The organism is Neisseria sp. P0017.S009, assembly GCF_051957375.1.
In the GTDB taxonomy this organism is placed as follows: domain Bacteria; phylum Pseudomonadota; class Gammaproteobacteria; order Burkholderiales; family Neisseriaceae; genus Neisseria; species Neisseria perflava.
The window spans coordinates 1-25,767 of the sequence record NZ_JBQCWL010000003.1 but is presented as its reverse complement, the minus strand read 5'-3'; the positions used below and the strand labels follow the sequence as shown (position 1 = coordinate 25,767).

At 51.6% G+C, this 25,767-nt stretch carries 24 protein-coding genes and 1 tRNA gene; 14 read left to right on the top strand and 11 right to left on the bottom strand.

Annotation, left to right across the window (positions count from 1 at the left end):
- Positions 1 to 43: 43 nt before the first annotated feature.
- The 4 genes from ACTHTG_RS04500 (at position 44) to ACTHTG_RS04485 (ending at position 4,747) form a co-directional block, all read left to right on the top strand.
- On the top strand, positions 44 to 1,138 hold the full coding sequence (locus ACTHTG_RS04500) for an FAD-dependent oxidoreductase (protein ID WP_004518944.1): 1,095 nt from the start codon (positions 44 to 46) through the stop codon (positions 1,136 to 1,138).
- Positions 1,139 to 1,305: 167 nt separating this feature from the next.
- Entirely contained in the window at positions 1,306 to 3,369 is a 2,064-nt protein-coding gene (gene glyS / locus ACTHTG_RS04495; RefSeq protein WP_004518943.1) for a glycine--tRNA ligase subunit beta, read from the top strand.
- 163 nt (positions 3,370 to 3,532) lie between these two features.
- On the top strand, positions 3,533 to 4,612 hold the full coding sequence (gene apbC, locus ACTHTG_RS04490; protein ID WP_039861859.1) for an iron-sulfur cluster carrier protein ApbC: 1,080 nt from the start codon (positions 3,533 to 3,535) through the stop codon (positions 4,610 to 4,612).
- Positions 4,613 to 4,671: 59 nt separating this feature from the next.
- Positions 4,672 to 4,747: transfer RNA gene (locus tag ACTHTG_RS04485), tRNA-Lys, on the top strand.
- Positions 4,748 to 4,939: 192 nt separating this feature from the next.
- Here ACTHTG_RS04485 and ACTHTG_RS04480 read toward each other — a convergent pair.
- The 5 genes from ACTHTG_RS04480 to ACTHTG_RS04460 all read right to left on the bottom strand — a co-directional run bounded on the left by ACTHTG_RS04480 (position 4,940) and on the right by ACTHTG_RS04460 (position 9,876).
- The gene (locus ACTHTG_RS04480) at positions 4,940 to 6,193 is read right to left on the bottom strand and encodes an ABC transporter permease (protein WP_004518941.1); all 1,254 of its coding nucleotides are present in this window, start codon (positions 6,191 to 6,193) and stop codon (positions 4,940 to 4,942) included.
- Positions 6,190 to 7,104, bottom strand: coding sequence for an ABC transporter ATP-binding protein (locus ACTHTG_RS04475; RefSeq protein WP_004518940.1), 915 nt, complete (start codon positions 7,102 to 7,104; stop codon positions 6,190 to 6,192). Before ACTHTG_RS04475 ends, ACTHTG_RS04480 begins: the two co-directional genes overlap by 4 nt.
- Positions 7,105 to 7,131: 27 nt before the next feature.
- The gene (locus ACTHTG_RS04470) at positions 7,132 to 7,875 is read right to left on the bottom strand and encodes a hypothetical protein (RefSeq protein ID WP_070587975.1); all 744 of its coding nucleotides are present in this window, start codon (positions 7,873 to 7,875) and stop codon (positions 7,132 to 7,134) included.
- A gap of 80 nt (positions 7,876 to 7,955) precedes the next feature.
- Complete coding sequence (locus ACTHTG_RS04465) at positions 7,956 to 8,954, bottom strand: BtrH N-terminal domain-containing protein (RefSeq protein WP_070587977.1); 999 nt, start codon at positions 8,952 to 8,954, stop codon at positions 7,956 to 7,958.
- A gap of 73 nt (positions 8,955 to 9,027) precedes the next feature.
- Entirely contained in the window at positions 9,028 to 9,876 is an 849-nt protein-coding gene (locus ACTHTG_RS04460; RefSeq protein ID WP_039861917.1) for an RnfABCDGE type electron transport complex subunit B, read from the bottom strand.
- A gap of 1 nt (position 9,877) precedes the next feature.
- Here ACTHTG_RS04460 and ACTHTG_RS04455 point away from each other — a divergent pair, with 1 nt between their 5' ends.
- Positions 9,878 to 10,057, top strand: coding sequence for a hypothetical protein (locus tag ACTHTG_RS04455; RefSeq protein WP_004518937.1), 180 nt, complete (start codon positions 9,878 to 9,880; stop codon positions 10,055 to 10,057).
- Between the two features lie 6 nt (positions 10,058 to 10,063).
- On the top strand, positions 10,064 to 10,531 hold the full coding sequence (locus ACTHTG_RS04450; protein ID WP_004518935.1) for a YchJ family protein: 468 nt from the start codon (positions 10,064 to 10,066) through the stop codon (positions 10,529 to 10,531).
- A 264-nt stretch (positions 10,532 to 10,795) separates the two neighbouring features.
- On the opposite strand, the gene ACTHTG_RS04445 is transcribed toward ACTHTG_RS04450, so the two are convergent.
- Positions 10,796 to 11,584, bottom strand: a complete 789-nt coding sequence (locus tag ACTHTG_RS04445) for an inositol monophosphatase family protein (RefSeq protein WP_004518934.1) — start codon at positions 11,582 to 11,584, stop codon at positions 10,796 to 10,798.
- A gap of 180 nt (positions 11,585 to 11,764) precedes the next feature.
- Between ACTHTG_RS04445 and ACTHTG_RS04440 the strand changes: the two genes are divergently transcribed.
- The 4 genes from ACTHTG_RS04440 (at position 11,765) to ACTHTG_RS04425 (ending at position 14,587) form a co-directional block, all read left to right on the top strand.
- Positions 11,765 to 12,490, top strand: coding sequence for a 16S rRNA (uracil(1498)-N(3))-methyltransferase (locus ACTHTG_RS04440; RefSeq protein WP_004518933.1), 726 nt, complete (start codon positions 11,765 to 11,767; stop codon positions 12,488 to 12,490).
- A gap of 83 nt (positions 12,491 to 12,573) precedes the next feature.
- Positions 12,574 to 12,864 (top strand): acyl carrier protein, encoded by a 291-nt coding sequence (locus ACTHTG_RS04435; RefSeq protein WP_003748215.1) that lies wholly within the window; start codon positions 12,574 to 12,576, stop codon positions 12,862 to 12,864.
- Positions 12,861 to 13,916 carry a beta-ketoacyl synthase N-terminal-like domain-containing protein gene (locus ACTHTG_RS04430; RefSeq protein WP_440360547.1) on the top strand — a complete coding sequence of 352 codons (1,056 nt, stop codon included), beginning with the start codon at positions 12,861 to 12,863 and terminating at the stop codon, positions 13,914 to 13,916. Before ACTHTG_RS04435 ends, ACTHTG_RS04430 begins: the two co-directional genes overlap by 4 nt.
- Entirely contained in the window at positions 13,898 to 14,587 is a 690-nt protein-coding gene (locus ACTHTG_RS04425; RefSeq protein ID WP_004518931.1) for a hypothetical protein, read from the top strand. The genes ACTHTG_RS04430 and ACTHTG_RS04425 overlap by 19 nt, the downstream gene beginning before the upstream one ends.
- 110 nt (positions 14,588 to 14,697) lie before the next feature.
- Here ACTHTG_RS04425 and ACTHTG_RS04420 read toward each other — a convergent pair whose 3' ends face one another.
- The 3 genes from ACTHTG_RS04420 to cyaY all read right to left on the bottom strand — a co-directional run bounded on the left by ACTHTG_RS04420 (position 14,698) and on the right by cyaY (position 17,368).
- On the bottom strand, positions 14,698 to 16,299 hold the full coding sequence (locus ACTHTG_RS04420; protein ID WP_440360546.1) for a hypothetical protein: 1,602 nt from the start codon (positions 16,297 to 16,299) through the stop codon (positions 14,698 to 14,700).
- A gap of 184 nt (positions 16,300 to 16,483) precedes the next feature.
- Entirely contained in the window at positions 16,484 to 16,990 is a 507-nt protein-coding gene (gene luxS, locus ACTHTG_RS04415; protein WP_070824096.1) for an S-ribosylhomocysteine lyase, read from the bottom strand.
- Between the two features lie 54 nt (positions 16,991 to 17,044).
- Positions 17,045 to 17,368: an iron donor protein CyaY gene (cyaY, locus tag ACTHTG_RS04410; RefSeq protein WP_308538537.1), complete on the bottom strand. Its 324-nt coding sequence runs from the start codon at positions 17,366 to 17,368 to the stop codon at positions 17,045 to 17,047.
- Positions 17,369 to 17,418: 50 nt separating this feature from the next.
- Here cyaY and lptM point away from each other — a divergent pair, with 50 nt between their 5' ends.
- Together lptM and lysA are read left to right on the top strand one after the other, a co-directional pair.
- Positions 17,419 to 17,610, top strand: coding sequence for an LPS translocon maturation chaperone LptM (gene lptM / locus ACTHTG_RS04405; protein WP_003684659.1), 192 nt, complete (start codon positions 17,419 to 17,421; stop codon positions 17,608 to 17,610).
- Between the two features lie 17 nt (positions 17,611 to 17,627).
- Positions 17,628 to 18,848 (top strand): diaminopimelate decarboxylase, encoded by a 1,221-nt coding sequence (lysA, locus tag ACTHTG_RS04400; RefSeq protein WP_308538536.1) that lies wholly within the window; start codon positions 17,628 to 17,630, stop codon positions 18,846 to 18,848.
- Positions 18,849 to 18,950: 102 nt separating this feature from the next.
- Here the strand turns inward: lysA and ACTHTG_RS04395 are convergent, their stop codons facing one another.
- Together ACTHTG_RS04395 and ACTHTG_RS04390 are read right to left on the bottom strand one after the other, a co-directional pair.
- Complete coding sequence (locus ACTHTG_RS04395) at positions 18,951 to 19,178, bottom strand: SlyX family protein (RefSeq protein ID WP_004518924.1); 228 nt, start codon at positions 19,176 to 19,178, stop codon at positions 18,951 to 18,953.
- Between the two features lies 1 nt (position 19,179).
- The gene (locus tag ACTHTG_RS04390; RefSeq protein WP_440360545.1) at positions 19,180 to 20,553 is read right to left on the bottom strand and encodes a Na+/H+ antiporter family protein; all 1,374 of its coding nucleotides are present in this window, start codon (positions 20,551 to 20,553) and stop codon (positions 19,180 to 19,182) included.
- 350 nt (positions 20,554 to 20,903) lie between these two features.
- Here ACTHTG_RS04390 and ACTHTG_RS04385 point away from each other — a divergent pair, with 350 nt between their 5' ends.
- Together ACTHTG_RS04385 and adhE are read left to right on the top strand one after the other, a co-directional pair.
- Positions 20,904 to 22,223, top strand: a complete 1,320-nt coding sequence (locus tag ACTHTG_RS04385; RefSeq protein WP_049331973.1) for an MFS transporter — start codon at positions 20,904 to 20,906, stop codon at positions 22,221 to 22,223.
- Positions 22,224 to 22,541: 318 nt separating this feature from the next.
- Positions 22,542 to 25,157, top strand: a complete 2,616-nt coding sequence (gene adhE, locus ACTHTG_RS04380) for a bifunctional acetaldehyde-CoA/alcohol dehydrogenase (RefSeq protein ID WP_049331971.1) — start codon at positions 22,542 to 22,544, stop codon at positions 25,155 to 25,157.
- Positions 25,158 to 25,767: the final 610 nt, after the last annotated feature.

Genomic DNA, 25,767 nt, shown 5'->3' with positions numbered 1-25,767 from the left:
AAAATATGCCGCTTATTTATATATTAAAAACAAGGAGAAACTGATGTCTAAGGTTGCGGTACTCGGTGGCGGTCTGTCGGGCCGTCTGATGGCGTTCCAACTGGCAGAGCAGGGCATTTCGGTCGAGTTGTTTGAGAAAGGCGAACGCGACGGCGCGCAAGCCGCCGCTTATGTTGCCGCGGCCATGTTAGCGCCGTCTGCCGAAGCGGTGGAGGCAACGCCCGAAGTCATTCGTTTGGGCAAACAAAGTATTGCGCTTTGGCGCGCGATTGTCGGCCGTCTGAATACGCCGGTGATGATGCAGGAAAACGGCAGCCTGATTGTTTGGCACACGCAGGACAAGCCGCTTTCTGCCGAGTTTGCCCGTCATTTGAAGCGCGGCGGCGTGGCAGAACATGAAACCATACGTTGGAACGCGGATGAAATCGCGGCAAACGAGCCGCAACTGGCAGGGAGGTTTTCAGACGGCCTGTATCTGCCGACAGAAGGGCAGTTGGACGGACGGCAGGTATTGAATGCGCTGGCCGATGCTTTGGAGTCAATGAATGTAGCGTGCCATTGGTCGTGCGAACGCGAAGTCGAAGATTTTGCGGCGCAATACGATTGGGTCATCGACTGCCGCGGTTATGGTGCAAAGAGCGCGTGGAACAGGCCGTCTGAAAGCGTTTTGCGCGGCGTTCGTGGCGAAGTGGCGCGCGTTTACGCCCCTGAAATCGAGCTTTCCCGCCCCGTTCGTCTGCTGCATCCGCGCTATCCTTTGTATATCGCGCCGAAGGAAAACCATATTTTTGTGATTGGTGCGACCCAAATCGAAAGCGAAAGCCAAGCGCCGGCCAGCGTGCGTTCCGGTTTGGAACTTTTGTCCGCGCTGTACGCCGTGCATCCGGCCTTTGGCGAAGCAAACCTCTTGGAGCTGGCCACCGGCCTGCGCCCAACGCTAAACCACCACAATCCCGAAATCCGCTTCAACCGCGAACGCCGCCTGATTGAAGTCAACGGCCTGTTCCGCCACGGCTTTATGATTTCTCCGGCCGTGACCGGTGCGGCTGTGCGTTTGGCCGGCGCGCTGTTTGCCGGAAGCGACATTCCCGAATACGACGAAACCAGCGGTTTGCCGTATATCCGCGCTGCGAATTGAAGCCGTTGCGGACGAAGTTGCTTGAAAATTGGGCAAATTATTTGTGAAAGACAGCCACAGGCCGTCTGAAAATGATAAAATCGCCGTCAATTCAATTAACCTTGCGTCTGAAAACCGCATGATGCCGTATTCAGACGCCAACCAATTTCCTATTTAACGATAAGCACATGACAACCCAAACCCTTTTAATTGAACTTCTCACTGAAGAACTCCCGCCAAAAGCCCTCAATAATCTGGGCAACCATTTTGCCGCTTCCGTTGCCGAAGGCTTGGAAAAAGCGCAACTGATTGACGGCGCAGCCGAATACACTGCCTACGCTTCTCCGCGCCGTTTAGCCGTTCAAGTCAAAAACGTGAAGGCCGTTCAAGCTGATCAAAAAATCGTGAAAAAAGGCCCGGCAGTGGCGAATGCCATGAAAGACGGTGCGCCGACTAAGGCTTTGGAAGGTTTTGCGCGCGGTGCGGGTGCGAAAATCGAAGACCTGACCATCATCAACGACGGCAAGCAGGATGTGTACGCCTACGAATACGTCCAAACCGGCAAACCGCTGGGCGAGCTTTTGGAAGACATCATCAATGCCGCAGTGAAAAAATTGCCGATTCCTAAAGTCATGCGTTGGGGCAGCAGCACATTTACCTTCGTGCGCCCTGTCCACGGGCTGATTGTGCTGCACGGCGGCGAGATCGTGAACGTCAGCGTTTTGGGCCTGCAAAGCGGCAATCAAACCTTGGGACACCGCTTCCTGTCCAACGGCGAAATCACCATTGAAAACGCCGACAGCTACGCCGCACAAATGCGCGAGCAAGGCAAAGTCGTAGCTTCGTTTGCCGAGCGCAAAGCTGCGATTCAGACAGCCTTGAACGAACAGGCAGGTCGTCTGAAAGCGACCGTTGCCGCCGATGAAGCCTTGTTGGACGAAGTGACTGCATTGGTCGAATGGCCTGTGGTATTGGAAGCCGGTTTTGAAGAACATTTCCTCGCCGTGCCGCAGGAATGCCTGATTCTGACCATGCAGCAAAACCAAAAATACTTCCCGCTGCTCGACCAAAACGGCAAGCTGATGAACCGCTTCCTGCTGGTCTCCAACCTGCAAACCGAAGACCCGTCGCACATCATCCAAGGCAACGAACGCGTTTTGCGTGCGCGCCTGTCTGATGCCGAGTTCTTCTACAAGCAAGACCAGAAAGCGACTTTGGAAAGCCGCCTGCCCAAGCTGGCAAACGTGGTTTATCACAACAAAATCGGTTCGCAGGCCGAACGCATCGAACGCCTGCAAAGCATTGCCGCCCACATCGCCAAAGCACTGGGCGCAGATGCCGCCGCAGCCGAACGCGCCACGCGTCTGGCAAAAGCCGACTTGGTGACCGAAATGGTCGGCGAGTTCCCCGAACTGCAAGGTACGATGGGCAAATACTACGCCCGCTTGGACGGCGAAACCGAAGAAATCGCCGAAGCCATCGAGCAGCACTACCAACCGCGTTTTGCCGGCGACAACCTGCCGAACGGCAAAGTCGCTACTGCCGTTGCGCTGGCCGACAAACTGGAAACCTTGGTCGGCATTTGGGGCATCGGTCTGATTCCGACCGGCGACAAAGACCCCTACGCCCTGCGCCGCGCTGCCTTGGGTATTTTGCGGATGCTGATGCAGTATGGCTTGGACGTGAACGAGCTGATTCAGACGACCTTCGACAGCTTCCCCAAAGGTTTGCTCAACGAAAAAACGCCGTCTGAAACCGTCGACTTCATGCAGGCGCGCCTTGCCGTGTTGCTGCAAAACGACTATCCGCAAGACATCGTCGCCGCCGTACTCGCCAAACAGCCGCGCCGTTTGGACGATTTGACCGCCAAACTGCAAGCCGTTGCCGCGTTTAAACAACTGCCCGAAGCCGCCGCGCTCGCTGCCGCCAACAAACGCGTGCAAAACCTGCTGAAAAAAGCCGATGCTGCGCTGGGCGAAGTCAATGAAAGCCTGCTGCAACAAGATGAAGAAAAAGCCCTGTATGCCGCTGCACAAGGCTTGCAGCCGAAAATCGCCGCTGCTGTTGCCGAAGGCAATTTCCAAACCGCCTTGTCCGAACTGGCTTCCGTCAAACCGCAAGTCGATGCCTTCTTCGACGGCGTGATGGTGATGGCCGAAGATGCCGCCGTGAAACAAAACCGTTTGAACCTGCTGAACCGCTTGGCAGAACAAATGAACGCAGTTGCCGACATTGCGCTCTTGAGCGAATAAGGCCGCGTTTCAGTTGACCCTTTTTCAGGCTGCCCGATGATTCAGGCAGCCTGAAGTTTTTCGGGCGTATCCCTTGCATGGCGTTCAAGGGTATAATTCAGCAGATTTGTCAGGCAGGCAAATCGCGCACATCAAACAATTTCCCACATTCAAGAGGCAGATTATGAATATTCCAGCCATCCGAACCGCACTCGATGCCGTGTTGATTCCCACCACAATACGCACTTTGGGCAGCGAAAAAGCCGTTTCGCTTCTGGAAGAGCATTCAGACGGCCTGCATATCGGCCTGAAATTCGCGTTCCCAGTTGCCCATATTGCTGCAGACATTGCCAACGTCGTTCAAGAAGCCGTCATTTCGCATACCGGCGATACCCACATTCACTTGAGTATCGATACCGAAATCGGTACGCATAAAGTTCAACCCGGCGTAGCAACCATCAAAGGCGTGAAAAACATCATCGCCGTTGCATCGGGCAAAGGCGGCGTCGGCAAATCAACGACCACAGCCAACCTTGCCACCGCAATGGCCAGAATGGGCGCGCGCGTCGGCGTACTCGATGCCGACCTGTACGGCCCAAGCCAGCCCACCATGCTCGGCGTACAAGACCGCAAACCCGATCAACAAAACAAAAAACTCATTCCTGTTGAAGCTGAAAGCGGCATTCAAGTGATGTCCATCGGTTTTCTGGTCGATACCGACCAAGCCGTCGTTTGGCGCGGCCCGATGGTCAGCCAAGCCTTGCAACAACTTATGTTCCAAAGCGAATGGGACAATGTCGATTATCTCTTCATCGACCTGCCGCCCGGTACCGGCGATATCCAATTGACCCTGTCGCAAAAAATCCCCGTAACCGGCTCCGTTGTCGTGACCACGCCGCAAGACATCGCCCTGATTGATGCACGCAAAGCCGTGGATATGTTCAACAAAGTCAATATCCCGATTTTGGGCGTTTTGGAAAACATGTCTGTCCATATTTGCTCCAACTGCGGCCATGCCGAAGCAATCTTTGGCGCAGAAGGCGGTAAAAACTTGGCAGAGCGTTTGAACGTACCGTTGCTCGGCCAGCTTCCGTTGAGCCTGCCTGTACGCGAAGCCATGGACAGCGGCACATCTTCGGCCTTGTTTGAAAACAACCAAACCATCGCCGACATCTACACCGAAGCTGCATTCCAAATCGCGCTGGCCATTGCCGATAAAGGCAAAGACTTCAGCAGCCGCTTCCCGAAAATCGTCGTCGAATAAAAAAGTTTAAAAAAAGTGTTGACAGCTGTGAGTCCCGTCTCTATAATGCACAGCTTATCGGGTCGTTAGCTCAGTCGGTAGAGCAGCGGACTTTTAATCCGTTGGTCGAGCGTTCGAATCGCTCACGACCCACCAAATATGAAAACCTGCTTTGACAAAAGCAGGTTTTTTACGTTTGGATTTTAGGATTTTGTTGAACATATTTTGTTATTGAAACAATCCATAGCACATCAAGCATCAGGCCGTCTGAAAATATCTTTCAGACGGCCTGAAGTTTTATAGGAATGGTTTTGAGAAATAAGTTTTCTACCTAGGGCAGACAAACGTTTAAAACCTAATCTGCGTCTGCAACTGCCTACGATAAACCAATACGGCAGCAGTCAGTGTGGCAAAAGAGAATGCTGACAGTAGAAGCAGATAACGGCCGATTCCGTCCAGTCCGCTGCGGTTGAGCAGTAATTCCTGAAAAGCCTTCAAGCCCCATGCCATTGGGGAAATCCAAGTGAGTTGCTGCATGGTTTCGGGCATGACGTGTGCAGGCACCATAATGCCGCCGATTGCCGCCATCAGGATGATGCCGCCGCCGCCGAGGACGACGGCGTGTTCGGTGGATTTGGCGCAGACGCTGATTAATAGCGCGTAGCCGAGTGCGGCGGCACTGACGGCAGCGGACAGCAACGCGTAGGGAACAAGGCTGCCGTTGAGTATGAGGGCGGGTACGCCGATTTCGGGCAGCAGGTAGCGGCCGAGCAGCAACATTCCGACAAACTGAAGCTGGTTAATCAGGAAATAGGGGATGAGTTTCGCTGCAATCAGGCCGGATGCGGAGGCGCGGGCGAGGCGCAGGCGGGTAATGGTGTTGGTCTGGCGTTCCAGCGCCATGACGTTCGATAGCGGTATCATGATGAAAAACATACCGAAAATCAGCCATGCGGGTACGCTGTGCTGTACGGCGTTGGGTTTTTCCACTGTGCCGCTGCCTGCGCTCAGGTAATGCTCTTCCAGCATTTTTTTATCTAAAAAGCTGCGCACGGCGGTGAATTGTTCGTCGTTTTTTCCATCCACTTTTTTCTGGATGTCTTTGCGGATGGAGCGGGGCAGTTTTTTATTATTGATTTTGATGCCGTCGTTGTTGTCGAAATAAGCGTCCAGCCGCGTTTCGGTGTAGTGCTGTTGCAAAACGCCTTTGACCGCCGCCAGCCATGAAGGCTCGGTATCGGGCGGTACATAGATTTGCAGGGCTTTGTCATCGGCAATTTTGCCGGAGGCGTGGTTCGGGTTGTGCAGCACCAGTTGGAAACGTTTGTCGTGTAGGCCGTTTTGCGCGTCGGTTAGTTTTTCAGACGGCATCAGTGTGACATGGATTTGTTCTTTCTCCAGCGCGGCGGCCAGCGCGGTATTGATACTGTCGTTTGCTACGCCAACCAGTGCGATGCGGCTGTCGGTGTGCGGGTCTTGGTCACGGCTCAGCGCCAACGACATAATCAGCATGAAGGCGATGGGCATCACAAACAACACGGCCAAACCGTGCAGGTCGCGGCAGAGCAGTTTGAGTTCTTTGAGGAGGGAGGAAATCGTCATTGTGGATTTTGCTTATCTGTTGCTGGCTCGTCTTTGCGCAGGAAATCAAGGTAAAACGTTTCCAGCGAACCGTGTCCCTGCTGGAAGTAGCGGATTTGTGCGCCGCTTTGTTGCAGGGCGGCATAAACGGCGGCGGCATCGTGTATGGTTTCCATCATACCGCGGCTGTCCACTTGTTTGGCACCTAAGGCGGCCAGCGTTTGAGGCGGCAGCGGCGGTTCGACAGTAAAGCGCACGACAGCTGTTTGCGTGCTTAAAAGCTCGTCCAAACCGCCGTGGTACACCAGCTTGCCGTGTTGCAGCAGTGCGATTTTGTCGCAAAGCTGCTCAATTTCCGACAGATAGTGCGAGGTGTAAACCACCGTTACCCCCTGCCGCGTCAAATCCGCCACGCTGTCGAGGATAAAGCGGCGCGACTGCGGGTCGATGCCGACTGTGATTTCGTCAAGGAACACCAGCTGCGGCGTGTTAATCAGGCCGATGGCAAAATTCAGACGGCGTTTAAGCCCGCCCGAAAGATGCTTTGCCGCTTTGTTTTTGTGGGCGGTCAGGTCGGTCTGCTCCAACAGCGCGTTCAGACGGCCTTTATCGCGCACTTTGTAAAGTGAGGCGAAAAACAGCAGGTTGTCCCACACCGAAAGCTGCGGATAAAACGCGAAATCCTGCGGCACCAAACCGATTTTCTGCCGTTTGCTGCGGCTCAACAGGCGCAACGGCTTGCCGTCAAACAAAATTTCGCCCTGCCGCACTTCCTGCAAGCCGGCCAAAAGCGACATCAGCGTCGTTTTCCCTGCACCGTTGTGACCGAGCAGCCCCAAACATTCGCCGTCGGCAATATCGAACGACACATTGTCCAGCGCGGCGGTTTCAGCTTTGGGATAATGGTGGGAGAGGGATTGGATTTGAATCATGGTTTCAGACGGCCTTTCGAGCGATATTTAAATTGCAGCACCCCATAAATAACGGCGTTGGAATTTGCCGTCTTTAAATATAAAGCAAACGCTGAAAGGATTGCCGTCCGAACCTTGTCTGCCGAACAGATAAAGCGTTTTATCGCTGTCACGATAATAGGCTTCCCATTTTTCATACACATTGCTGCCACGTGCGGTGGCGGCAAAATCGGGAGAGAACAGTCCTTGCAGTTCGGCAGCGGGAACCGTTTGATCGTTTAATGTAATACGTTCAAGCGCGAACACGCTTTTGGGAATCATAGAGTCGATACCATAATACGGTTTGCCTTGATAGAGACGCGCCGTGAAGTTGTCTTTGCTGATGCCCGAGAAGTCGCTGAGTTTTGGATGGATGCGGCGGGCAACGATGTGTACCTTTTGTCTGCTACCGGACAAAGTCAGCGTATCGTCATGACCGGATTGTTCGCGCAGACGGACGAAGCTTTTATCGGCAGCGAGAAATATCAGACGGCTGCGATGGATAAAGCCAGAATCGTCGGCGTTTGCCTGTTGTAGTTGAACAAAACAGAAGTCCGATTTGTTTTCGCTGAGTTCTTCTATACATTCCAACGGTGTGCCGTTAGGGATTTTCGCCAGTGGTTTGGAACGTAAATTGGGGATTTTACGCAAGTTGGTGTGTCCGTCGCCATCATGAACCAAGGCAAAACCGTCCTGCGGCGCGGCATGGGTTAAGGCGGAACACAAAAATAAGACAGTAGCTAGGTAACGCATTTTTAATTTCTTTTAGTTTTCAGACGGCCTGAATGTCAAAATAATTCACGGTAGATTAATCGGGATCGAATAAATCCTGATTATTCCAATAATCCCCGCCATAACGCTTCTTCATCGTCCGCAATCTTGCGCAAAAATGCGGCGATTTCGCGGCAGCCGTTTTCGGACGGCTTTTTGCACTGTTTCACGCACATCGCTGCAAACTGCCGCCACTGGTCGCCGATGGCGGTCATTTGTTCTGAGGCCGTCTGAAATGCAGGTTCGTTGCAGATATGGGTGGCTTGTTCGAGGAAGTAGGCGTAGATGTAGCGGAAACCTGCGCCACCGGTGCCGATTTCTTCCTGCATCCGCACCAAATGGCCGAGAAACAGTTTTTGGTATTTCTCATTTTGTTTGGCAGGCAGGGATTCGATTTTTTTGGCCAGCGTGCGGATGCCTTTGACGCCGATGAAAAAGACCGGTGCGAGCATATGTTTGGCGTTTTTGCGTATGGCTTTGCGGATAATGGCGGGTAAGTTTGCTATGATTTTTTCAGACGGCCTGTTGTCTTCCAAGGTGTACATCATGCCTTTTGCCGCCAATACGCCTTTGGCAAAGCGCGCCCGTTGCAAATCTTCGGCGGCGCAGCGTTGCACGGTTTCAAATACGGGGTCGCTGATGAGGTAGTCGTTGCCGTCTTTTCCGTACACTAAAAGATTGTGTGCGTTGAAATGGAAGCGCATTTGTGGCGGGAAGTAGGGCAGCCAAAAGACGGAGGTTTGCAAACCGGCCAGTTTGCCTGAGGATAGCGCGGCATCCAATGCGGCTTGTCCGCTTTGTGCGTCGGAAAATTTGCGGACAGATAATTTCAGCCCCAATGCTTTGCAGGTGTTTTTGATGATGCTGCGCGGCGCGGTACGGTAGGAAACCAGCGGCATGCCGTTTAATTTGATCAGCGGCATCCAGACAAACGTCAGCGCGTGGGAAATGCCGAAAATCATGGCTTCGTCTAAATTGTGGCCATGGTATTTGAGCAGGGTGGACATCACACCGCTTTCGCAATGGGCGGTATGCTGGTGTGGAAATTCTTGTATGGTCATAAAGTTATTGGTTTTCGTGCAATGTTTTCAGACGGCCTGAAGTTTTATAGGAATGGGTTTGTTGTTTTGGAAATCAGCGCGCTTCTTTGACCGCTTCCTGCGCGGCTTTGTAGCGGCGCAGAAATTCGATGGCGGCGGCTTTTTCGGCTTCGTTGCCGTATTTGGCATCACGTTGGGCGCGGCGCAGTTCGGCGCGTTCTTTGGCTTCTTCGATTTGGCGCGCTTTGAAGTCTTCGCGGTTGTCGGAGGAGACGAGTTTGTCCTGTTGTGATTGCGCTTTGGCCATGGCTTTGGCAATCAAATCCATGGGGTTGAATGCGGCGCTTGTTGCGGCTATTTGGGCTTGTGCCTGTGCGGCCTGTTTGGCTTTGACGGCGGCTTCACGTTGCGCCAGTAGGGCTTTGCGTTCGGCATCATCGCGCTGTTTGCGCGCGGTATGGCGTTCAAAACGGCTTTGCGCGTGTTCGGCGGCGGCGAAGCGCGGTTCGGCAGAGGTGCTGAAACGGCGTGCGGACGGCAGGAAGGGCTGCGATACGGGAACCATGTCGATGCAGTCGACGGGGCAGGGGGCAACGCACAAGCCGCAGCCGGTGCATTCGTCGCTGATGACGGTGTGCATTAGTTTGGACGCGCCCATAATGGCATCGACGGGACAGGCGCGGATGCAGGCGGTACAGCCGATGCAGACGGCCTCGTCAATCAGGGCTACGGCTTTGATTTGTGTTTTTGCCGGGGCGAGGTAGGGCTTGCCCAATAGGTCGGCAATGTCTTTCATGACGGTTTCCCCACCCGGCGCGCACAGGTTTACCGGCGCTTCTCCTGCCGACAGGGCGCGCGCATAGGGTAGGCAGCCTTCATAGCCGCACTCACGGCATTGGGTTTGCGGCAACAGGCGGCTGATGCTTTGGATGGGAATGGTCATCATGGATAGTCAAAATCGAAAAGGCGCATTATATCAGATTGTTGCGTTTGTTTTGGCGAAACCCGCTTTGCTTATTTTAGTGAAACTCTCTACACTCGTTTTAGCGAAACGCGCTACGCTCGTTTTCAGACGGCCTGAGTCGGGTTTGCGTTATAATTTTGAAATGGATTTATTCGGGTAATTAGGAATGACGGCTACACTTTGCCCCTGTCAGTCGGGGCGTGTTTATACGGAATGTTGCGCACCGTTTCATGCGCGTGAGGCGGCGGCCTCGACGGCGGAAGAGTTGATGCGTTCGCGTTACAGCGCGTATGTTTTGCAGGAAATCGACTATATCGTGGACACGACTGTCCCTGCGCAGCAGAATTTGTTGGACAAGCAGGATTTGGCGGCATGGAGTAGGCAGATGCAGTGGTCGGGATTGAAGGTTATCCGTCATGTGCCGTTTGGCAAGCTGCATGCTTTGGTCGAGTTTGAGGCGTATTTTGAAGAGAACGGGCAAACTGAGTGCCATCATGAATTGTCGGCATTTGTGAAAATAGACGGGCGTTGGTACTTTATTGAGCCGACCGTTGCGTTACCGACGATGAAACAGCCTTGTTTGTGCGGTTCGGGCAAAAAGTTTAAGGCGTGTTGCGGACAGTTTTTCAAATAGTAGTGTAAACAGGCCGTCTGAACGTTCAGACGGCCTAAGCTGTTTTTGCAGATAAAAAAAACCATTCATACTAAGGGAGAAGTATGAATGGCCAATACATTGCGGGAAAACGTCTTACTTGCTGCACCGCCCAAAAGGGATGAAAGAGCGGTGTTGTGTCAGCGATTGATATTCTACCGTTTTTAGTATTAAATGCTGTTAAGAAGTGAAATAATTTCAATAAGTTGCAAGATAATCGTGATATTTTGAAGATAAACGGTATTTTTACTGATTTTCTCGAATCCATTTCACCCATTGCTGAAACAGCTCGGGTTGCAATGCGGCGATGACGGAACGCTTAAATACATGTTCGCCGCTCCAAAAATCGTCGCCTTCCAAAGTGGTCAGGCAGCCGCCGGCTTCTTCAAAAATTAATGCACCGGCAGCGTAGTCCCACAGCTTTTGTCCGCCGTGGATGTAAATATCGTAGCGGCCGCTGGCAAGGTAGCACCAATCGAGCGTGCTGCTGCCCATACTGCGGATTGTGCCGAATGGGGCAAGGGTATTCATGCGGCTGGCGAGTTTGCCCGAACGCAGGTATTTGATTTCTACGCCGGCAATGGATTCGTTGAGTTTTTTGTTTTCCGAACGCAGCGGCAGCGGCGTGCCGTTGAGAAATGCGCCTTTGCCGCGTTCGGCATAGAAACATTCGCCGCTGACCGGATTGTAAATCACGCCCAATTCGGCATGGCCGTTTTTAACCAGCGCGACGGATACGGCAAAATGCGGCAAACCGTTGACGAAGTTGTTTGTGCCGTCGATAGGGTCGACAATCCATAGGCCGTCTGAATGTTCGTTCCACAAACGGGTTTGTTCCTGAAAGCTCATTTCCTCGCCCAACATCGGACAATCCTCCAATAAGGGAAGGGCGGCGGCAAAAGCGGTTTGTGCGGCCAAATCTGCTTCACTCAAAACCGATCCGTCTTCCTTACGTCGTGACGGCGTGTTCAGAAAACGCGGCATGACTTCGGTTTGGGCGATGTGGCGGACGACTTTCTGTAAACGGTATAGCACGGCGTATCCTTGTTTTTTGCAGTTTTGCGCGACAGTGGATTAAAATTCGGGAAGTTTTCAAATTATAGTGGATGAAATCGAAAGCAGGCAGGAGTATGTCGCCGTGTTTCAACTTCATTCACGAAATTTTAAATTTAAATTATATACATTAAATTATATACATGAATAAAGCAGGAAACCATGCCCCGATTTTATGTTGATTTTGCCTTAAGCCCCGACAGCGTGGTCGAATTGCCCGATAATGTGGTGCGCCATCTGAATGTATTGCGCGTGAAAAACACGGAAGAAATCGTGTTGTTCAACGGCAATGGCAAGGCATATCCGGCTTTGCCAGAAGTTTTGGAAAAACGCCGAGCCAGCGTGCGGATTTTGCGTGAAGAGGCAACGGACAACGAATCGCCGCTGAACATTACATTGGTACAGGCGGTATCCGCCGCCGAGCGCATGGATTTCACTTTGCAGAAAAGCGTGGAATTGGGCGTGGCAGAAATTCGCCCGGTCATCAGCGAACGCTGTGTCGTCCGCTTGAGCGGCGAACGTGCTGAAAAGCGGGTAGCGCGTTGGCAGGAAATTGTTGTTTCGGCGTGTGAACAAAGCGGCCGCAATATTGTGCCGAAGGTTTTGCCGCTGACGACTTATGCACAGGCTCTGCAACAGTTGCCGCAGGAAACGACCAAACTGTTAATGAGTTTGAACCGCGCACAAAAACTGAGCGATGTTCAGCCGCAATCCGGCAAAGTCGTGTTTATGGTCGGCCCTGAAGGCGGCTGGACGGAGAAGGAAGAGCAGCAGGCATTTGATGCCGGTTTTCAATCCGTTACGCTCGGCAAACGGGTGTTGCGTACCGAAACCGCCTCACTTGCGGCCATTGCCGCCATGCAGACGCTTTGGGGCGATTTTGCATAAAGTTCAGGCCGTCTGAAAACGAGCGTAGCGAGTTTCGCTAAAACGAGCTGTTGCTTCATGAGATAAAAATGGGAGTTTAAAAAATGTCTTACACCTTTACACTGGCCGAGCACGAGCTGGAAGCGGAATTGAAAAAGTTAATCGTGCAAGAGGCCGATAAGGCCGACGATGTGGATATGGATGATTTCACCGACGATGCGCTTTTGTTTGGCGATGACAGTCCGGTCGGTTTGGATTCGCTTGATGCGCTGCAAATCAGCGTTGCTTTGCAACAGTATTTCCAAGTGCGCCTGCAGGGCGACCGTATGGTGCGCAAACATATGATGTGCGTACGCGATTTGGCGGCGTTTATCCGTGCGGAGCATGGTGCGTGAGTTGGGTTTTCGGTACGGCGGCCACTTCTGCCTTGAATCCGCAAACGGACTTCAGACGGCCTGATGCGGTGTCTTATACGTTTTTAAACCAGCCGCAGCAGGCTGCTTATTTTCGTGCATTTGCTAGCGACAGTTTGGGGCGGAAGGAATTGGCGGATATCGCCGAACAACATTTGCGCCTAGCTGCCGAAAATGCAGGCTGGCCATCTGAAAGTTGGCATGATGCGCTGGTGTTTATCGGGTCTAGTTCCTATTCCATCTCCGAATATGAAAACCGCCATTTTGTGGGCAATAGGGCGGAAGAAGAACACAATCTGCTTTATCTCGCCGAAGATTTGCGCCGGCGCAGCGGCAATCGGCAGATTTTCAGTTTCGCTACTGCCTGCACTTCATCCGCCCATGCGCTCATTCAGGCGGATAACTGCTTGCGCGGCGAGGCGGAGCGTGCCTTTGTGCTTGGGATTGAAAACCTCAACCGACTGACTTTGCTGCATTTTCACAGCTTGGGTTTGCTGACCGAACAGTATCAGCCTTTTGGCGGAAACGGTTTGATTTTAGGCGAAGGTGTTGCCGCGCTTGCCTTATCTTCCGCTGCTCCTGAATCTTCAGGCCGTCTGAAACTTATAGGACACGCTGCCAATACAGGCAATGACCTGATTCAAAGCGATGGCCAAGCGCAAGAGCAAGTGATGCGACGTGCGTTAGATATTGCAGGCATCGTTCCTGAAAGCATTGCGGCCGTTAAAACACACGGCATCGGCACGGCTGACAGCGATGCCGCCGAATTGGCCGCACTGGAAAATATATTCGGTACACTGCCGCCCTTGATGGCGTTCAAACCGCAAATCGGACACACGCTTGGCGCAACGGCAGCCCTTGAAACAGCCTTGCTTTTATCCGCTCTAAAACAAGGCGGAAGCAACGATTATCAGGGGTGGAAAATTCGTTTTTCCGAGTGCGCGGCTTCACAAAAAGGCGGCTTTTTCTGTTTGGCCAATCAGTTTGGTTTTGGCGGCAGCAACACATCTTTGGTATGGCAATGGCAACCGTAAATCCTAATATCCGTATTACCGCCGCCGTGCGTTTTGATACTGACGCCGGCACCGGCGGTAAAATCCTCAAACAAATCTTAAAGCAGCAAAGCGGTATAGATACTCGCCGCCTCAGCCGCTTGAGTTTGATTGCCGCGCTTGGTGCAGGGCAGCTAAAGGAACAAAGCGAAATCCGCCCTGATTGCGCCGTTTTTCTTGGTACGCCGTTTTCTTCGCCATCCGTGTTTGAAAAAATGGCAGACAATGTGCTGAACCATCACGCCGCGATGCCGTTTGACTTTATTGCCAACCTGCACAACTCCCCAGTCTTTCATGCCGCGCAAGCGTTAGGCACGCATGGTGCAACTTTGGTCGTTACTGCCGACAACAATGTAGATACCTGCTTTCATCCATTATCTCTGGCGATGCAGTCTTTGCAAAATGGCGGACAAGCTGCGGTTGGCTGGGCATATGAACATCAAGTAGCCCGAGCCGATACCCATGAAGGCAGTATTTGGATTGTGCTTGAAGCCGGTGCAGAGCAGGGTGTTCCCGTTGTGTTGAATGATGAAGTGATGCAGACTGATAGGTCGTCTGAAAAGCCGCAATATTATTGGCAAAATATCGCCGATTGGATAGAAGCAGTAATGGCGCACGAGGGTAGGGATGTGAAGAAATGTACTTTGGCGTGATCAGCAAATGATTTTAGAGAAAGTATTTGTCTGTTGAATAAATAAGGTCTGTACCATTAAAAAGGCCGTCTGAAAATGTTTTCAGACGGCCTTTTTGTATAAAAAACCAATCAACGAGACATCTCGCCTTGAATAGCGCGGATATTCGCTTTACGGGCGTTTATGGTACGGGTCAGTTGTTGGATTTTAATCTGATCGCCTTTTTGTTTGGCCGCGTTCAACTGGGTTTGAAGGCGGGTAATAGCAGCCTGTTCGTTGCGTACTTCGGTCTGCAATATCTGTTTGCGGGTTTCTTTAGGGCTTGGCTTAGGAGCCGGCGTAACCACAGGTGCAGTACGGATAACAGGGGCTTTGTATTTGCTGTATGAAGAACTGCGTGATTTGTTCTGACGGTTGCGCAGGGTAATATTGATGCGCGGATTGGCAGCTTCGGCTGTGTTGGTCACGCTGGTAATCGGTACATTCGGCAGGATTTTGATATCGCTGTCGCTATTTCCTTTATCCAGCAAAATATCGGCTGCCGGTTTGTATGCTTGTGGGAAAGGTGTTGGGACAGTGGTTTTGCCATGCTCTACCAGAGTGGCAGTTGCCGGCGTGCTTGGTTCGGTTGAAGCGGTGGCAATAGGTTTGGCTGCTTGTTCCTCAGATGCGCGGACAACGGCTGTTTTATCGGCTTTAGTACGGTTAACCTTGGCTTTGCGTCGAGAGGAGGTTTTGGCATAAGTTTTGCCTTTATGCTTAGTCTCGACTTTGGTAGGTGTTTTATCGAGCACTTCATCCTGAGCTGTTACCGCTTGGTTATTTTGGGTAGTTGAAGTTTGCGGCTGAACTGCCGAGTTCTGAATAATCTCTTGTGGAGTTTGGATTGCAGGTACAACAGGTTGAACAGCTGGTGTTTCATTAATAATAGCAAGGCCGTCTGAAACTGTTTTCTCGGTAGAAGCAGTAGGTTGGGCTTGTGCGGCAAGCATTACAGGAACAACACTGTTTTCTGTTTGGGTTGCACTAGACTGAGTTTGTACGACAGGAGTTGTATTGCGGACAGTAGTGTCGGCAACATAGTCTTCAGCTTTTATTGTGGGCGGCGCTTCCAGAGTAGGCGTATTGTTGGGAACGATTACGCTGTCTGCAATGGCTTTGTCGGCTGTAACGGTATGGGTTTGCGCGATGAGTACAGGAGGAACAATAGTGTTGTCCTCTTGAACGGCAGTCGTCTGAGTTTGTACGACAGGAGTTGTGTTGTGGACAGCAGCATCGACAACATAGTTTTCAGGTTTTGCAACGGCTGATGTTTCCAAAGCAGGCGTATTGTTGGAAACGATTGCGCTGTCTGCAATGGTTTTATTCGCTAGCATAGCTTGTCGAGTTTGTGCCATCGGAATGGAAATAGGTGCCGGAATACCGTATTCATTTCGAGCAACAACGACTGGGGTTTGTACCGCGGGCGTTGCTTGAGAAGCATTAATGTAGTCTGCGGCAGATGCTTTAAATTCTGTTGTTTGTACCGTTTTTAAAACCGGAGTGTCGCCCGGAATCGCAACGACGCTGTTTTCTGTTACATTGTTTGTTTCAACTATGCGACAGGCGTCATTGATCTGGTATGAAGCATAAACGGTGATGCCTTCAACATTGCAGACATACTCGGCAGCATTAGCGGCGGCGGGGAGGGTCAGGCTGAGGGCAATGGCGGTTTTGCAGAAAAACGGTTTCATAAAGGCAATAGAATCAGGTTGTTTGTTCAAAGTGTAATTATACTATGTACACTGTCAGCATCCGCCAACTTATTTTTAGGCGGTGTAAAACTGTGGCTGGAAGGTTGAAAATTGGAATAAAAGGTCTTAGGCCGTCTGAAACTTGTCATATGAAGTTTCAGACGGCCTTTGCTGTTATAGCGTATTAAGTGTTCAACAGACTTTCGTCCAATGTCAGCTCTTCGTTTTTATTGACGGCGACTTTGCGTGCCAAAACGTTTTGGGCGATTTCGTGTGCTTCGGCAAGCGAGTGCATCAGGTAAGTACCGCATTGGTATTCGTTCAGCTCGGGGATTTTGCTTTGGTCTTGAACGGTCAAAACATCCTGCATTGAAGCGAGCCATGCGTCGGCCACTTTTTGCTCGTCGGGCGTGCCGATAAGGCTCATGTAGAAACCGGTGCGGCAGCCCATCGGGGAAATGTCGATGATTTCGACACCGTTGCCGTTTAAGTGGTCGCGCATAAAACCGGCGAACAGGTGCTCCAGCGTGTGAATGCCTTTTTCGGGCAGGATTTCTTTGTTGGGAATGCAGAAACGCAGGTCAAACACGGTAATGGTGTCGCCTTTGGGCGTGGTCATGGTCTTTGCCACGCGTACGGCAGGAGCGTGCATACGGGTGTGGTCGACTTTGAAACTGTCTAGTAGGGGCATTTGGGTGTCCTTTGAGGTAAATAGATTTTTAGCTAGGGATATTCGAAGACTGAATCACAATTCCGTAATCTCAACCGCTTCGCCCGAAGCCGCGCTCAGTGCTTCGTTTAAAACGTCGTAGAAATCACGGCTGTCGCGTGTTGCCAGCCATTTGCCGTTTTGCTCGGCGAAATGGTAGCCGCCGCTTTTGGCAGCAATCCACAATTCTTGGTTGGGCGTGTGGCGGTTAACGATGATTTGCGTGCCGTCTTCGGCTTCGATGGTCAGCACGTTTCCGGCAAACTGACAGTCGAAATCCCAGCCGTTTTCATCGATTTGGTCTTCAATGTGTTCAAACAATTCTTCGCTCATGCGGATGAATTCGCTTTCGGTCATCATGGCTTTTTGTGTGGTTTTTGTTTAAGATACCGAATCTTGCCACATTCGTAATGATGAAGAAAGTTTTACTGATGAAATACGGCGTATTTTTTGCAGCGGCAACGGCTCTGCTGCTTTCTGCCTGCGGCTACAAAGGCGACCTCTACCTGCCCAAAGAAGGCGACAAGGCGCGCTTCGGCGTGATTCAGACCGGCTTGAAATTCGATACGGCAAAAGAGCCGACCACTCAAACCAACGATTAAAAAAAGACTTCACAAACATGACCTTATCCTGCGAACAAATCCCTTATTCCCATCTTGCCGAGGAATTCGGCACGCCGCTTTATGTGTACAGCAAATCTGCGCTGACCGAGGCGTTTGAAAACTACCAAACCGCGTTTGCCGCTTTAAATCCGCTTGTCTGCTATGCGGTCAAAGCGAATGGCAACCTGAGCATTATCAAGCACTTTGCTTCTTTGGGGAGTGGTTTTGACATTGTGTCCGGCGGCGAGTTGGCGCGTGTTTTGGCGGCAGGCGGCGATGCGGCGAAAACGATTTTTTCCGGTGTGGGTAAGAGTGAAGCAGAAATTGAGTTTGCGCTGAATGCAGGCGTGAAATGCTTTAATATGGAGAGCATTCCCGAAATCGACCGTATTCAAAAGGTTGCCGCTCGCTTGGGGAAAGTCGCTCCGGTCTCCCTGCGCGTCAATCCCGATGTCGATGCTAAAACTCATCCTTATATCTCCACCGGCCTGAAAGCCAACAAATTTGGTATTGCCTATGCCGATGCACTTGAGGCCTATCGTCATGCTTCCCTACAAAGCCATTTGAAAATCGTCGGTATCGACTGCCATATCGGCTCACAACTGACCGACCTCAGCCCACTTGTCGAAGCCTGCGAACGTATCTTGAACTTGGTCGACCAACTGGCAGCCGAAGGCATTGTGTTGGAACACTTAGACTTGGGCGGCGGTGTCGGTATTGTTTACCAAGACGAAAATGTGCCTGATTTGGGCGCGTATGCCCAAGCCGTTCAAAAACTGATCGGCACACGCCGTCTGAAACTGGTCCTCGAGCCAGGTCGTAGTTTGGTTGGCAATGCAGGCGCGTTATTGACGCGAGTCGAATTCGTAAAACATGGCGAAGAGAAAAACTTTGTGATGGTCGATGCGGCGATGAACGATTTGATGCGTCCGGCGCTTTATGATGCCTATCATCACATCGAAGCGGTCGAAACCAAAGACATTGAGCCTTTGACGGCCAATATCGTTGGCCCGATTTGCGAAACCGGCGACTTTCTCGGCAAAGACCGCACCATCGCCTGCGAAGAAGGGGATTTGCTGCTTATCCGCAGCGCCGGTGCGTATGGCTCAAGCATGGCGAGTAACTACAACACGCGCAACCGTGCGGCGGAAGTATTGGTTGACGGCAGCGGATACAAACTTATCCGCCAACGTGAAACCGTCGAGCAGCAAATGGCCAACGAATTGGCTTGTTTGTAAGGTTTGATTGTTTAAAAGGCCGTCTGAAAGCTTGATTGACTTTCAGACGGCCTTTGCTATGAAAGAAAAGGGCATGTATCAAACATGCCCTTTTTTAGTTTATCAATAATGCGGCGGAATCTCGTCGCGCAGGCTGTACGGTTCGCGTTCGCCGTTTGCGCCTTTGTCCTGCATCCGTTGATACAGAAGCCGCAACTGACCTTGTTGCAAATCCAAAGCCTGTTGCATCTTGGCGATGGTGTCGTTCAGGCTGCCGATTAAATCTTCCTGCAAGGCCGTCTGAATTTCCAGCTCGGTGACGCGGTGTTCCAATTCCTGAATATCGCTCATATTACAGCACCATCGCGGCAATCCAGCCTGCAACCATCAGCGGGATATTGTAGTGGATAAAGGTCGGGATAACCGAATCGCGGATGTGGTCGTGCTGACCGTCGGCATTCAAACCCATGGTCGGACCGAGTGTCGAGTCGGAAGCGGGGGAACCCGCATCGCCCAGCGCGCCGGCGGTGCCGACGATGGCCACGGTAGCCATTGGGGAGAAGCCCAAGCTGATGCACAAAGGCACATAAATCGCGGTAATAATCGGCAAGGTGGAGAAAGACGAGCCGATGCCCATGGTTACCAGCAGGCCGACAAATAGCATGGTAAAGGCGGCCATGCCTTTATTGCCGCCGAACAAAGCCATGCTGTGTTCGACCAAAGGCTGAATCTCGCCGGTTGCGTTCATTACAGCGGCGAAACCTTGTGCCGCAATCATAATAAAGCCGACCATCGCCATCATTTTAATGCCTTCGCCGAATACATCGCTGGCGGCGGAGCGGTTCATCACGCCCAACATCATAAACACGGCAAAGCCCAACATCGCGCCCAATACCAATGAGTTTTCATACATAAGCTGGATGGCAAAACACACGGCAATCGCCACGGCCGCTACCAAGCTGCGATAGGTTGAAGGCTCTTGTTGTTGCACTGCTGCACGGTTGTCTTCCGTGTCAGTGGTATTGTTTTGATAAATGCGCGGCTTGCGGTAGTGCAAAAAGGCCAGCAGCAAGCCGGAAACCATGCCCAAAGCCGGAATCGCCATTGCGTGCATCACATTGATGCCGCTGGTGTCCATGCCTGCCGAGCGGATATTGCCCAACATGATGTCGTTCAAGAAGATGGCGCCGAAACCGTAAGGCAGGAACATATAAGTCGTTACCAAGCCAAACGTAATCACGCAGGCCACCAAGCGGCGGTCGAGTTTCAAACGGTTGAACACCAACAGCAGCGGCGGAATAATCATCGGGATAAACGCAATATGAATCGGCACAACGTTTTGGCTCATCACACCCATGCACAAAATAATCGCCAGCAGCAGCCATTTGACCGCGCCTTCGCCTTTCGCATTGCCTTCACCGCCGTTTAGTTTGCGGATAATCACGCCGGCGAGCTGTTGCGGCAGGCCGGAATGCGTGATGGCCATGGCAAACGCGCCGAGCATGGCATAAGACAGCGCGATTTGCGCCCCGCCTTTCAGACCTTCGTTAAAAACAGGAATAATCCCTTGCTGCACCACATCGCCGGCCGCGTTGGTTACATTCTCCAAAGGCATACCGGCCACCAAGCCGCCGACAAACGCGCCGACAGCCAAGCTGAGCACCACATGCACGCGCGATAAAGACAGCACAAGCATGATGATGACCGCAATTACAACCGCATTCATATCGTTCTCCGTTGTTTCAGACGGCCTGTTATGTAAAAACAGGCAATCATCTGTTTACATATTACAAATAAACATCATAACCCAAGCATGAAGCCTTTGCAAAAAACGGCAGGCCGTCTGAAACCCAAACCATCAACTTTCAGACGGCCTGCCGTGAACCCTTATTCAGAGTTTTAATAGGGCGTGCGGTTCTGGCGATAAAAATATCTAAAAAACACGCGCTTCCTATTCTTTGCATATGGTACCAATGTTAAAATCGACACAATGTCTCGGTTTCAGGTTTGTCACTGAAATTAAAGCATTTATTGCTAAAACCCAATTCAATCATACACAAACAAAGGAAAGAAGTTATGGATATTCTGACACGGCTGCACAATCTGCCGCCTTCCCGATTTCATTACAAACTTCTGGTTTTGGTCGGCATAGGTTGGCTGTTTGATGCCATGGATACAGGCTTGGTGTCGTTTGTATTGCCTGCTTTGGGCAAAGATTGGGCGCTGGCTCCGGCGCAGTTGGGTTGGATTGTCAGCATTGCCTTTGTCGGCATGGCTCTGGGCGCAGTATTCAGCGGCTGGCTGGCGGACAGGTTCGGACGGAAAACCGTTTTTGCCGGCACGATGGTGGTGTACAGCATTGCCACAGGTTTGTGCGCGTTTGCACCTGATTTGACGGTTTTGCTGGTGTGCCGCTTTTTTGTCGGCGTCGGTTTGGGCGGCCAACTGCCCGTTGCCGTATCGCTGGTCAGCGAATATGCGCCGCCGAAAGTACGCGGCCGTTTTATTGTGTTGCTGGAAAGCTTTTGGGGCTTGGGCTGGCTCTCAGCCGCGCTGGTGTCTTATTTCTTTATTCCGCAAACCGGCTGGCACAGCGCGTTTTTATTCGGCGCCTTGCCCCTGTTTTATGTGCCGTTGGTGTTGAAATTCGTTCCCGAATCCGTGCCTTACCTGCTTTCCCGTGGCAAAACCGATGAAGCGCACCATTTGGTATCCGCGTTGGAAATTCAATCGGGCATCACGCCGCCGACAGAAGCCGTTGCCGCCCCTGCCGCCCCGCGCGAACGCATCCGCTTCTTCCAACTTTGGCAACATCCGTTTGCACGGCGCACGCTGATGCTGTGGCTGGTTTGGTTCGGCATTGTGTTTTCGTATTACGGCATTTTCACTTGGTTGCCCAAATTGCTGGTCGAGCAGGGCAATACCGTGGTCAAAACCTTTGAATATGTGCTGGTGATGATTGTTGCGCAACTGCCCGGCTATATTGCCGCCGCGGCTTTGGTGGAAAGAATCGGCCGCAAAGCAACGCTGGCAGGCTTTCTGGCCGCTTGCGCCGTGTGCGCATGGTTTTTCGGGCAAAGCACAACTGCGGCCGAAGTCATGATCTGGGGCAGCCTGATGTCCTTCTTCAACTTGGGTGCATGGGGCGTTTTGTACACCTACACCCCCGAACTCTACCCCTTGCGCTTCCGTGCTTTCGCATCCGGCTGGGCAGGCGCCATCGGGCGCGTCGGCGGCATACTCGCGCCCATGGTAGTGGCGGCGATGGTGGGCAACAGCGGCGGCTTCGGCAATATCTTTATGATGTTTGCGCTGGTTATGCTGCTGATTGTGGCGGTAATCTTGGTATTGGGTGAGGAAACCAAAGGCCGTACGCTGGAAGACATCAGTCAATAAAATGCATATATAAATAAAGGCCGTCTGAAAAATATTTTCAGACGGCCTTTTTCATTTATGTTTGTAATTTTAATACATCTATTTTCTGTTTTTATCTTAATTATCGAGGAAAGCGACGAAGAATAACCGTCTTTGTTTTTGTGTAGATAAAAATATTATACTTCAAAGAATTAAAATGAATAAACGATAAAATGGCCGTCTGAAAAGTTCAATCATGGTTTGTGATGTAGGTCAAAGCAAAATGTAACTAAATTACCTATAGTTATCGTAGTGAAAATTTATTGACCTTATTGCCACCTTTTATTAAGGAGATACACCATGAACGCATCAGCCGACAACGTCGTCAGCCCAGCCGTAGCCGAGGTAAACAGCCTGGTTGACAAGGGTTTACGGGCATTGGACGAGTTTCTTAAGCTCGATCAGGAGCAGATTGACTTTATTGTTGCCAAAGCCTCCATTGCCGCGCTGGACAAACATGGTGTGCTCGCCATGCACGCGGTGGAAGAAACGGGACGCGGCGTGTTTGAGGATAAGGCGACGAAAAACCTGTTTGCTTGCGAAAACGTCGTGCGCCGCCTGCGCGATTTGAAAACCGTGGGCGTCATCAGCGAAAACGATGTAACCGGTATTACTGAAATTGCCGATCCGGTCGGCGTGGTTTGCGGTATTGTGCCAACGACCAATCCGACTTCCACCACCATTTTCAAATCTTTGATTGCGCTGAAAACCCGCAATCCGATTATTTTCTCGTTCCACCCGTCCGCCCAGCAGTGTTCCGCACATGCCGCACGTATTGTGCGCGATGCAGCGATTGCGGCCGGTGCGCCGGAAAACTGTATCCAGTGGATTGAAAAGCCGTCTATGGAAGGCACTTCCGCGCTGATGAAGCATCCGGGCGTGGCAACGATTTTGGCGACCGGCGGCAATGCGATGGTGGAAGCCGCGTATTCTTGCGGCAAACCTGCACTCGGCGTCGGGGCGGGCAACGTACCTGCTTATGTTGAAAAAACGGCGGACATCAAACAGGTGGCGCACGATATTGTGATGTCGAAATCTTTTGACAACGGCATGGTGTGCGCCAGCGAGCAGGCGGTGATTGCCGATAAAGAGATTTACAAAGAGTTGGCCGAAGAATTCAAATCTTACGGCGTGTACTTCGCCAACAAAAAAGAAAAAGCCATGCTCGAAGAGTTTATCTTCGGCGTAACGGCGAATTGCGCCAGCTGCGGCGGGGCGAAACTCAATTCTGCGGTAGTGGGCAAACCGGCGGCATGGATTGCCGAACAGGCCGGGTTTAAAGTGCCTGAAAAAACCAACATCATCATCGCCGAATGCCGCGAAGTCGGCCCGAACGAGCCGCTGACCCGAGAAAAACTTTCGCCTGTTTTGGCCATGATTAAGGCGGATTCGACCGAACAAGGTTTGAAGTTCGCTGAAGAAATGGTTGCCTTTGACGGCTTGGGACACTCAGCCGCCATCCATACCGCCGACGAAGAATTGGTCAAAACGTTCGGCTCCCGCGTCAAAGCCCTGCGCGTGATTTGGAATTCGCCTTCCACCTTCGGCGGCATCGGCGACGTGTACAACGCCTTCCTGCCTTCTCTGACCCTCGGCTGCGGCTCTTACGGTAAAAACGCCGTCGGCGGCAACGTCAGCGCAGTCAATCTGTTAAACATCAAAAAAGTAGGCCGTCGGAGAAACAACATGCAATGGTTCAAAGTGCCCGCCAAAATCTATTTTGAACGCGATTCCATCCAATATCTGCAAGACATGAAAGACTGCGAAAAAGTCATGATTGTGACCGACCGTTCGATGGTTGATCTGGGCTTTGTCGATAAAATCACCCACCAACTGCATCAACGCAAAAACAAAGTGACCATCCAGCTGTTTACCGACGTCGAAGCCGATCCGAGCGTCCAAACCGTCTATAAAGGCACCGATTTGATGCGCAGCTTCCAACCAGACACCATTATCGCACTGGGCGGCGGCTCGCCGATGGATGCGGCCAAAGCCATGTGGCTCTTCTACGAGCAGCCGCAAGTCGATTTTGAAGACTTGGTGCAAAAATTCATGGACATCCGCAAACGTGCATTCCGCTTCCCTGAGTTGGGCCGCAAAGCCAAATTTATCGGCATCCCTACCACATCGGGCACAGGCTCCGAAGTAACGCCGTTTACCGTCATTAGCGACGGCGACAAAAAATATCCGATTGCCGACTACTCATTGACACCGACCATTTCGATTGTCGATCCTGCGTTTACCATGACCGTACCGGCAGGCGTAACCGCCGATACCGGTTTGGACGTATTGACCCACGCCGTAGAAGCATACGTTTCCGTACTGGCGAACGACTTTACAGACGGCCTTGCCCTGCAAGCCATCAAGCTCGTGTTCCAATACCTCGAACGCTCCTACAAACACGGTGCGGCCGATCCCGAAGCGCGCGAGCATATGCACAATGCCTCCACCATTGCAGGCATGGCGTTTGCCAATGCGTTCTTGGGCATCAATCACTCGATGGCGCACAAAATCGGCGGTAAATATCACGTTCCGCACGGCCGTGCCAACGCCATCCTGCTGCCGCACGTCATCCGCTACAACGGCACGCGTCCGCAGAAAACCGCCACTTGGCCGAAGTACAACTACTACAAAGCCGACCTGAAATATCAGGAAATCGCCCGTACCTTAGGCCTGCCATGCAGCACACCGGCAGAAGGCGTCGAATCCTTCGCCCGCGCCTGCCACGAACTGGCGGTCAACGTCGGCATCAAAATGTCGTTTAAAGAGCAGGGCATCGATGAGAAAACCTTCCTCGACGGCAGAAAAGAACTGGCCATGATGTCTTTTGAAGACCAATGCACCCCGGCCAACCCACGCCTCGCGATGGTGGCCGATATGGAAGAAATCCTGACCAAAGCCTACTACGGCGAATAAAATAGGGTAGTTAAAAAGGCCGTCTGAAACCTGAATATAGGGTTTCAGACGGCCTGAGACCTTTGCAAAATTCCCCAAAATCCCCTAAATTTCCACCAAGACATTTAGGGGATTTCTCATGAGTACTTTCTTCCAGTAAACTGCCCAAGCCATGATTGCCAAACACATCGACCGCTTCCCACTGTTGAAGGTTTCCCTCATGCCAAAATGGATACATTATTGGCAGAAAAAGGCTTGTTTGATCCCCAAGAATTTAAGTTAAGTGTGATGGCAGCATTTGGCTATCGCAAGTAAGAGCCTCACCCAAAAACGCGAAGTGGTGGAATTTATTAAATAATGTTCCACTTTAAACTATCAACGACAAGAAAGGCTGAGCATACCAACATTGGCGTTTTAAGCCCTAACAATGAATACAGGAAGCACTTTGTCGATAATTTTGGCCTAATTTTTCCAAGATATACTTAGTCCTGTTAAAACAAGCACCAACTGTTTTATATTTTAATTTCACAAAGAACACTACCATGAAAAATATTGGGTAAGCGGATTAAATGGTTGATCTTACCTTTGCATGAGAGTGAGACAGACTAGCATCTCATCGGATTATCTGGTT

Excerpts from the sequence above, each read along its gene's own strand:
- ACTHTG_RS04465 (WP_070587977.1), bottom strand. The coding sequence starts at position 8,954 with ATGACCATACAAGAATTTCCACACCAGCATACCGCCCATTGCGAAAGC.
- ACTHTG_RS04480 (WP_004518941.1), bottom strand. The coding sequence starts at position 6,193 with ATGACGATTTCCTCCCTCCTCAAAGAACTCAAACTGCTCTGCCGCGAC.
- ACTHTG_RS04420 (WP_440360546.1), bottom strand. The coding sequence starts at position 16,299 with ATGAAACCGTTTTTCTGCAAAACCGCCATTGCCCTCAGCCTGACCCTC.
- ACTHTG_RS04470 (WP_070587975.1), bottom strand. The coding sequence starts at position 7,875 with ATGCGTTACCTAGCTACTGTCTTATTTTTGTGTTCCGCCTTAACCCAT.
- ACTHTG_RS04455 (WP_004518937.1), top strand. The coding sequence starts at position 9,878 with ATGGATAGTCAAAATCGAAAAGGCGCATTATATCAGATTGTTGCGTTT.
- adhE (WP_049331971.1), top strand. The coding sequence starts at position 22,542 with ATGAACGCATCAGCCGACAACGTCGTCAGCCCAGCCGTAGCCGAGGTA.
- ACTHTG_RS04460 (WP_039861917.1), bottom strand. The coding sequence starts at position 9,876 with ATGACCATTCCCATCCAAAGCATCAGCCGCCTGTTGCCGCAAACCCAA.
- ACTHTG_RS04425 (WP_004518931.1), top strand. The coding sequence starts at position 13,898 with ATGGCAATGGCAACCGTAAATCCTAATATCCGTATTACCGCCGCCGTG.
- ACTHTG_RS04385 (WP_049331973.1), top strand. The coding sequence starts at position 20,904 with ATGGATATTCTGACACGGCTGCACAATCTGCCGCCTTCCCGATTTCAT.
- ACTHTG_RS04390 (WP_440360545.1), bottom strand. The coding sequence starts at position 20,553 with ATGAATGCGGTTGTAATTGCGGTCATCATCATGCTTGTGCTGTCTTTA.
- cyaY (WP_308538537.1), bottom strand. The coding sequence starts at position 17,368 with ATGATGACCGAAAGCGAATTCATCCGCATGAGCGAAGAATTGTTTGAA.
- lptM (WP_003684659.1), top strand. The coding sequence starts at position 17,419 with ATGATGAAGAAAGTTTTACTGATGAAATACGGCGTATTTTTTGCAGCG.
- ACTHTG_RS04450 (WP_004518935.1), top strand. The coding sequence starts at position 10,064 with ATGACGGCTACACTTTGCCCCTGTCAGTCGGGGCGTGTTTATACGGAA.
- glyS (WP_004518943.1), top strand. The coding sequence starts at position 1,306 with ATGACAACCCAAACCCTTTTAATTGAACTTCTCACTGAAGAACTCCCG.
- ACTHTG_RS04500 (WP_004518944.1), top strand. The coding sequence starts at position 44 with ATGTCTAAGGTTGCGGTACTCGGTGGCGGTCTGTCGGGCCGTCTGATG.
- ACTHTG_RS04475 (WP_004518940.1), bottom strand. The coding sequence starts at position 7,104 with ATGATTCAAATCCAATCCCTCTCCCACCATTATCCCAAAGCTGAAACC.
- ACTHTG_RS04435 (WP_003748215.1), top strand. The coding sequence starts at position 12,574 with ATGTCTTACACCTTTACACTGGCCGAGCACGAGCTGGAAGCGGAATTG.
- lysA (WP_308538536.1), top strand. The coding sequence starts at position 17,628 with ATGACCTTATCCTGCGAACAAATCCCTTATTCCCATCTTGCCGAGGAA.
- ACTHTG_RS04395 (WP_004518924.1), bottom strand. The coding sequence starts at position 19,178 with ATGAGCGATATTCAGGAATTGGAACACCGCGTCACCGAGCTGGAAATT.
- luxS (WP_070824096.1), bottom strand. The coding sequence starts at position 16,990 with ATGCCCCTACTAGACAGTTTCAAAGTCGACCACACCCGTATGCACGCT.
- ACTHTG_RS04440 (WP_004518933.1), top strand. The coding sequence starts at position 11,765 with ATGCCCCGATTTTATGTTGATTTTGCCTTAAGCCCCGACAGCGTGGTC.
- apbC (WP_039861859.1), top strand. The coding sequence starts at position 3,533 with ATGAATATTCCAGCCATCCGAACCGCACTCGATGCCGTGTTGATTCCC.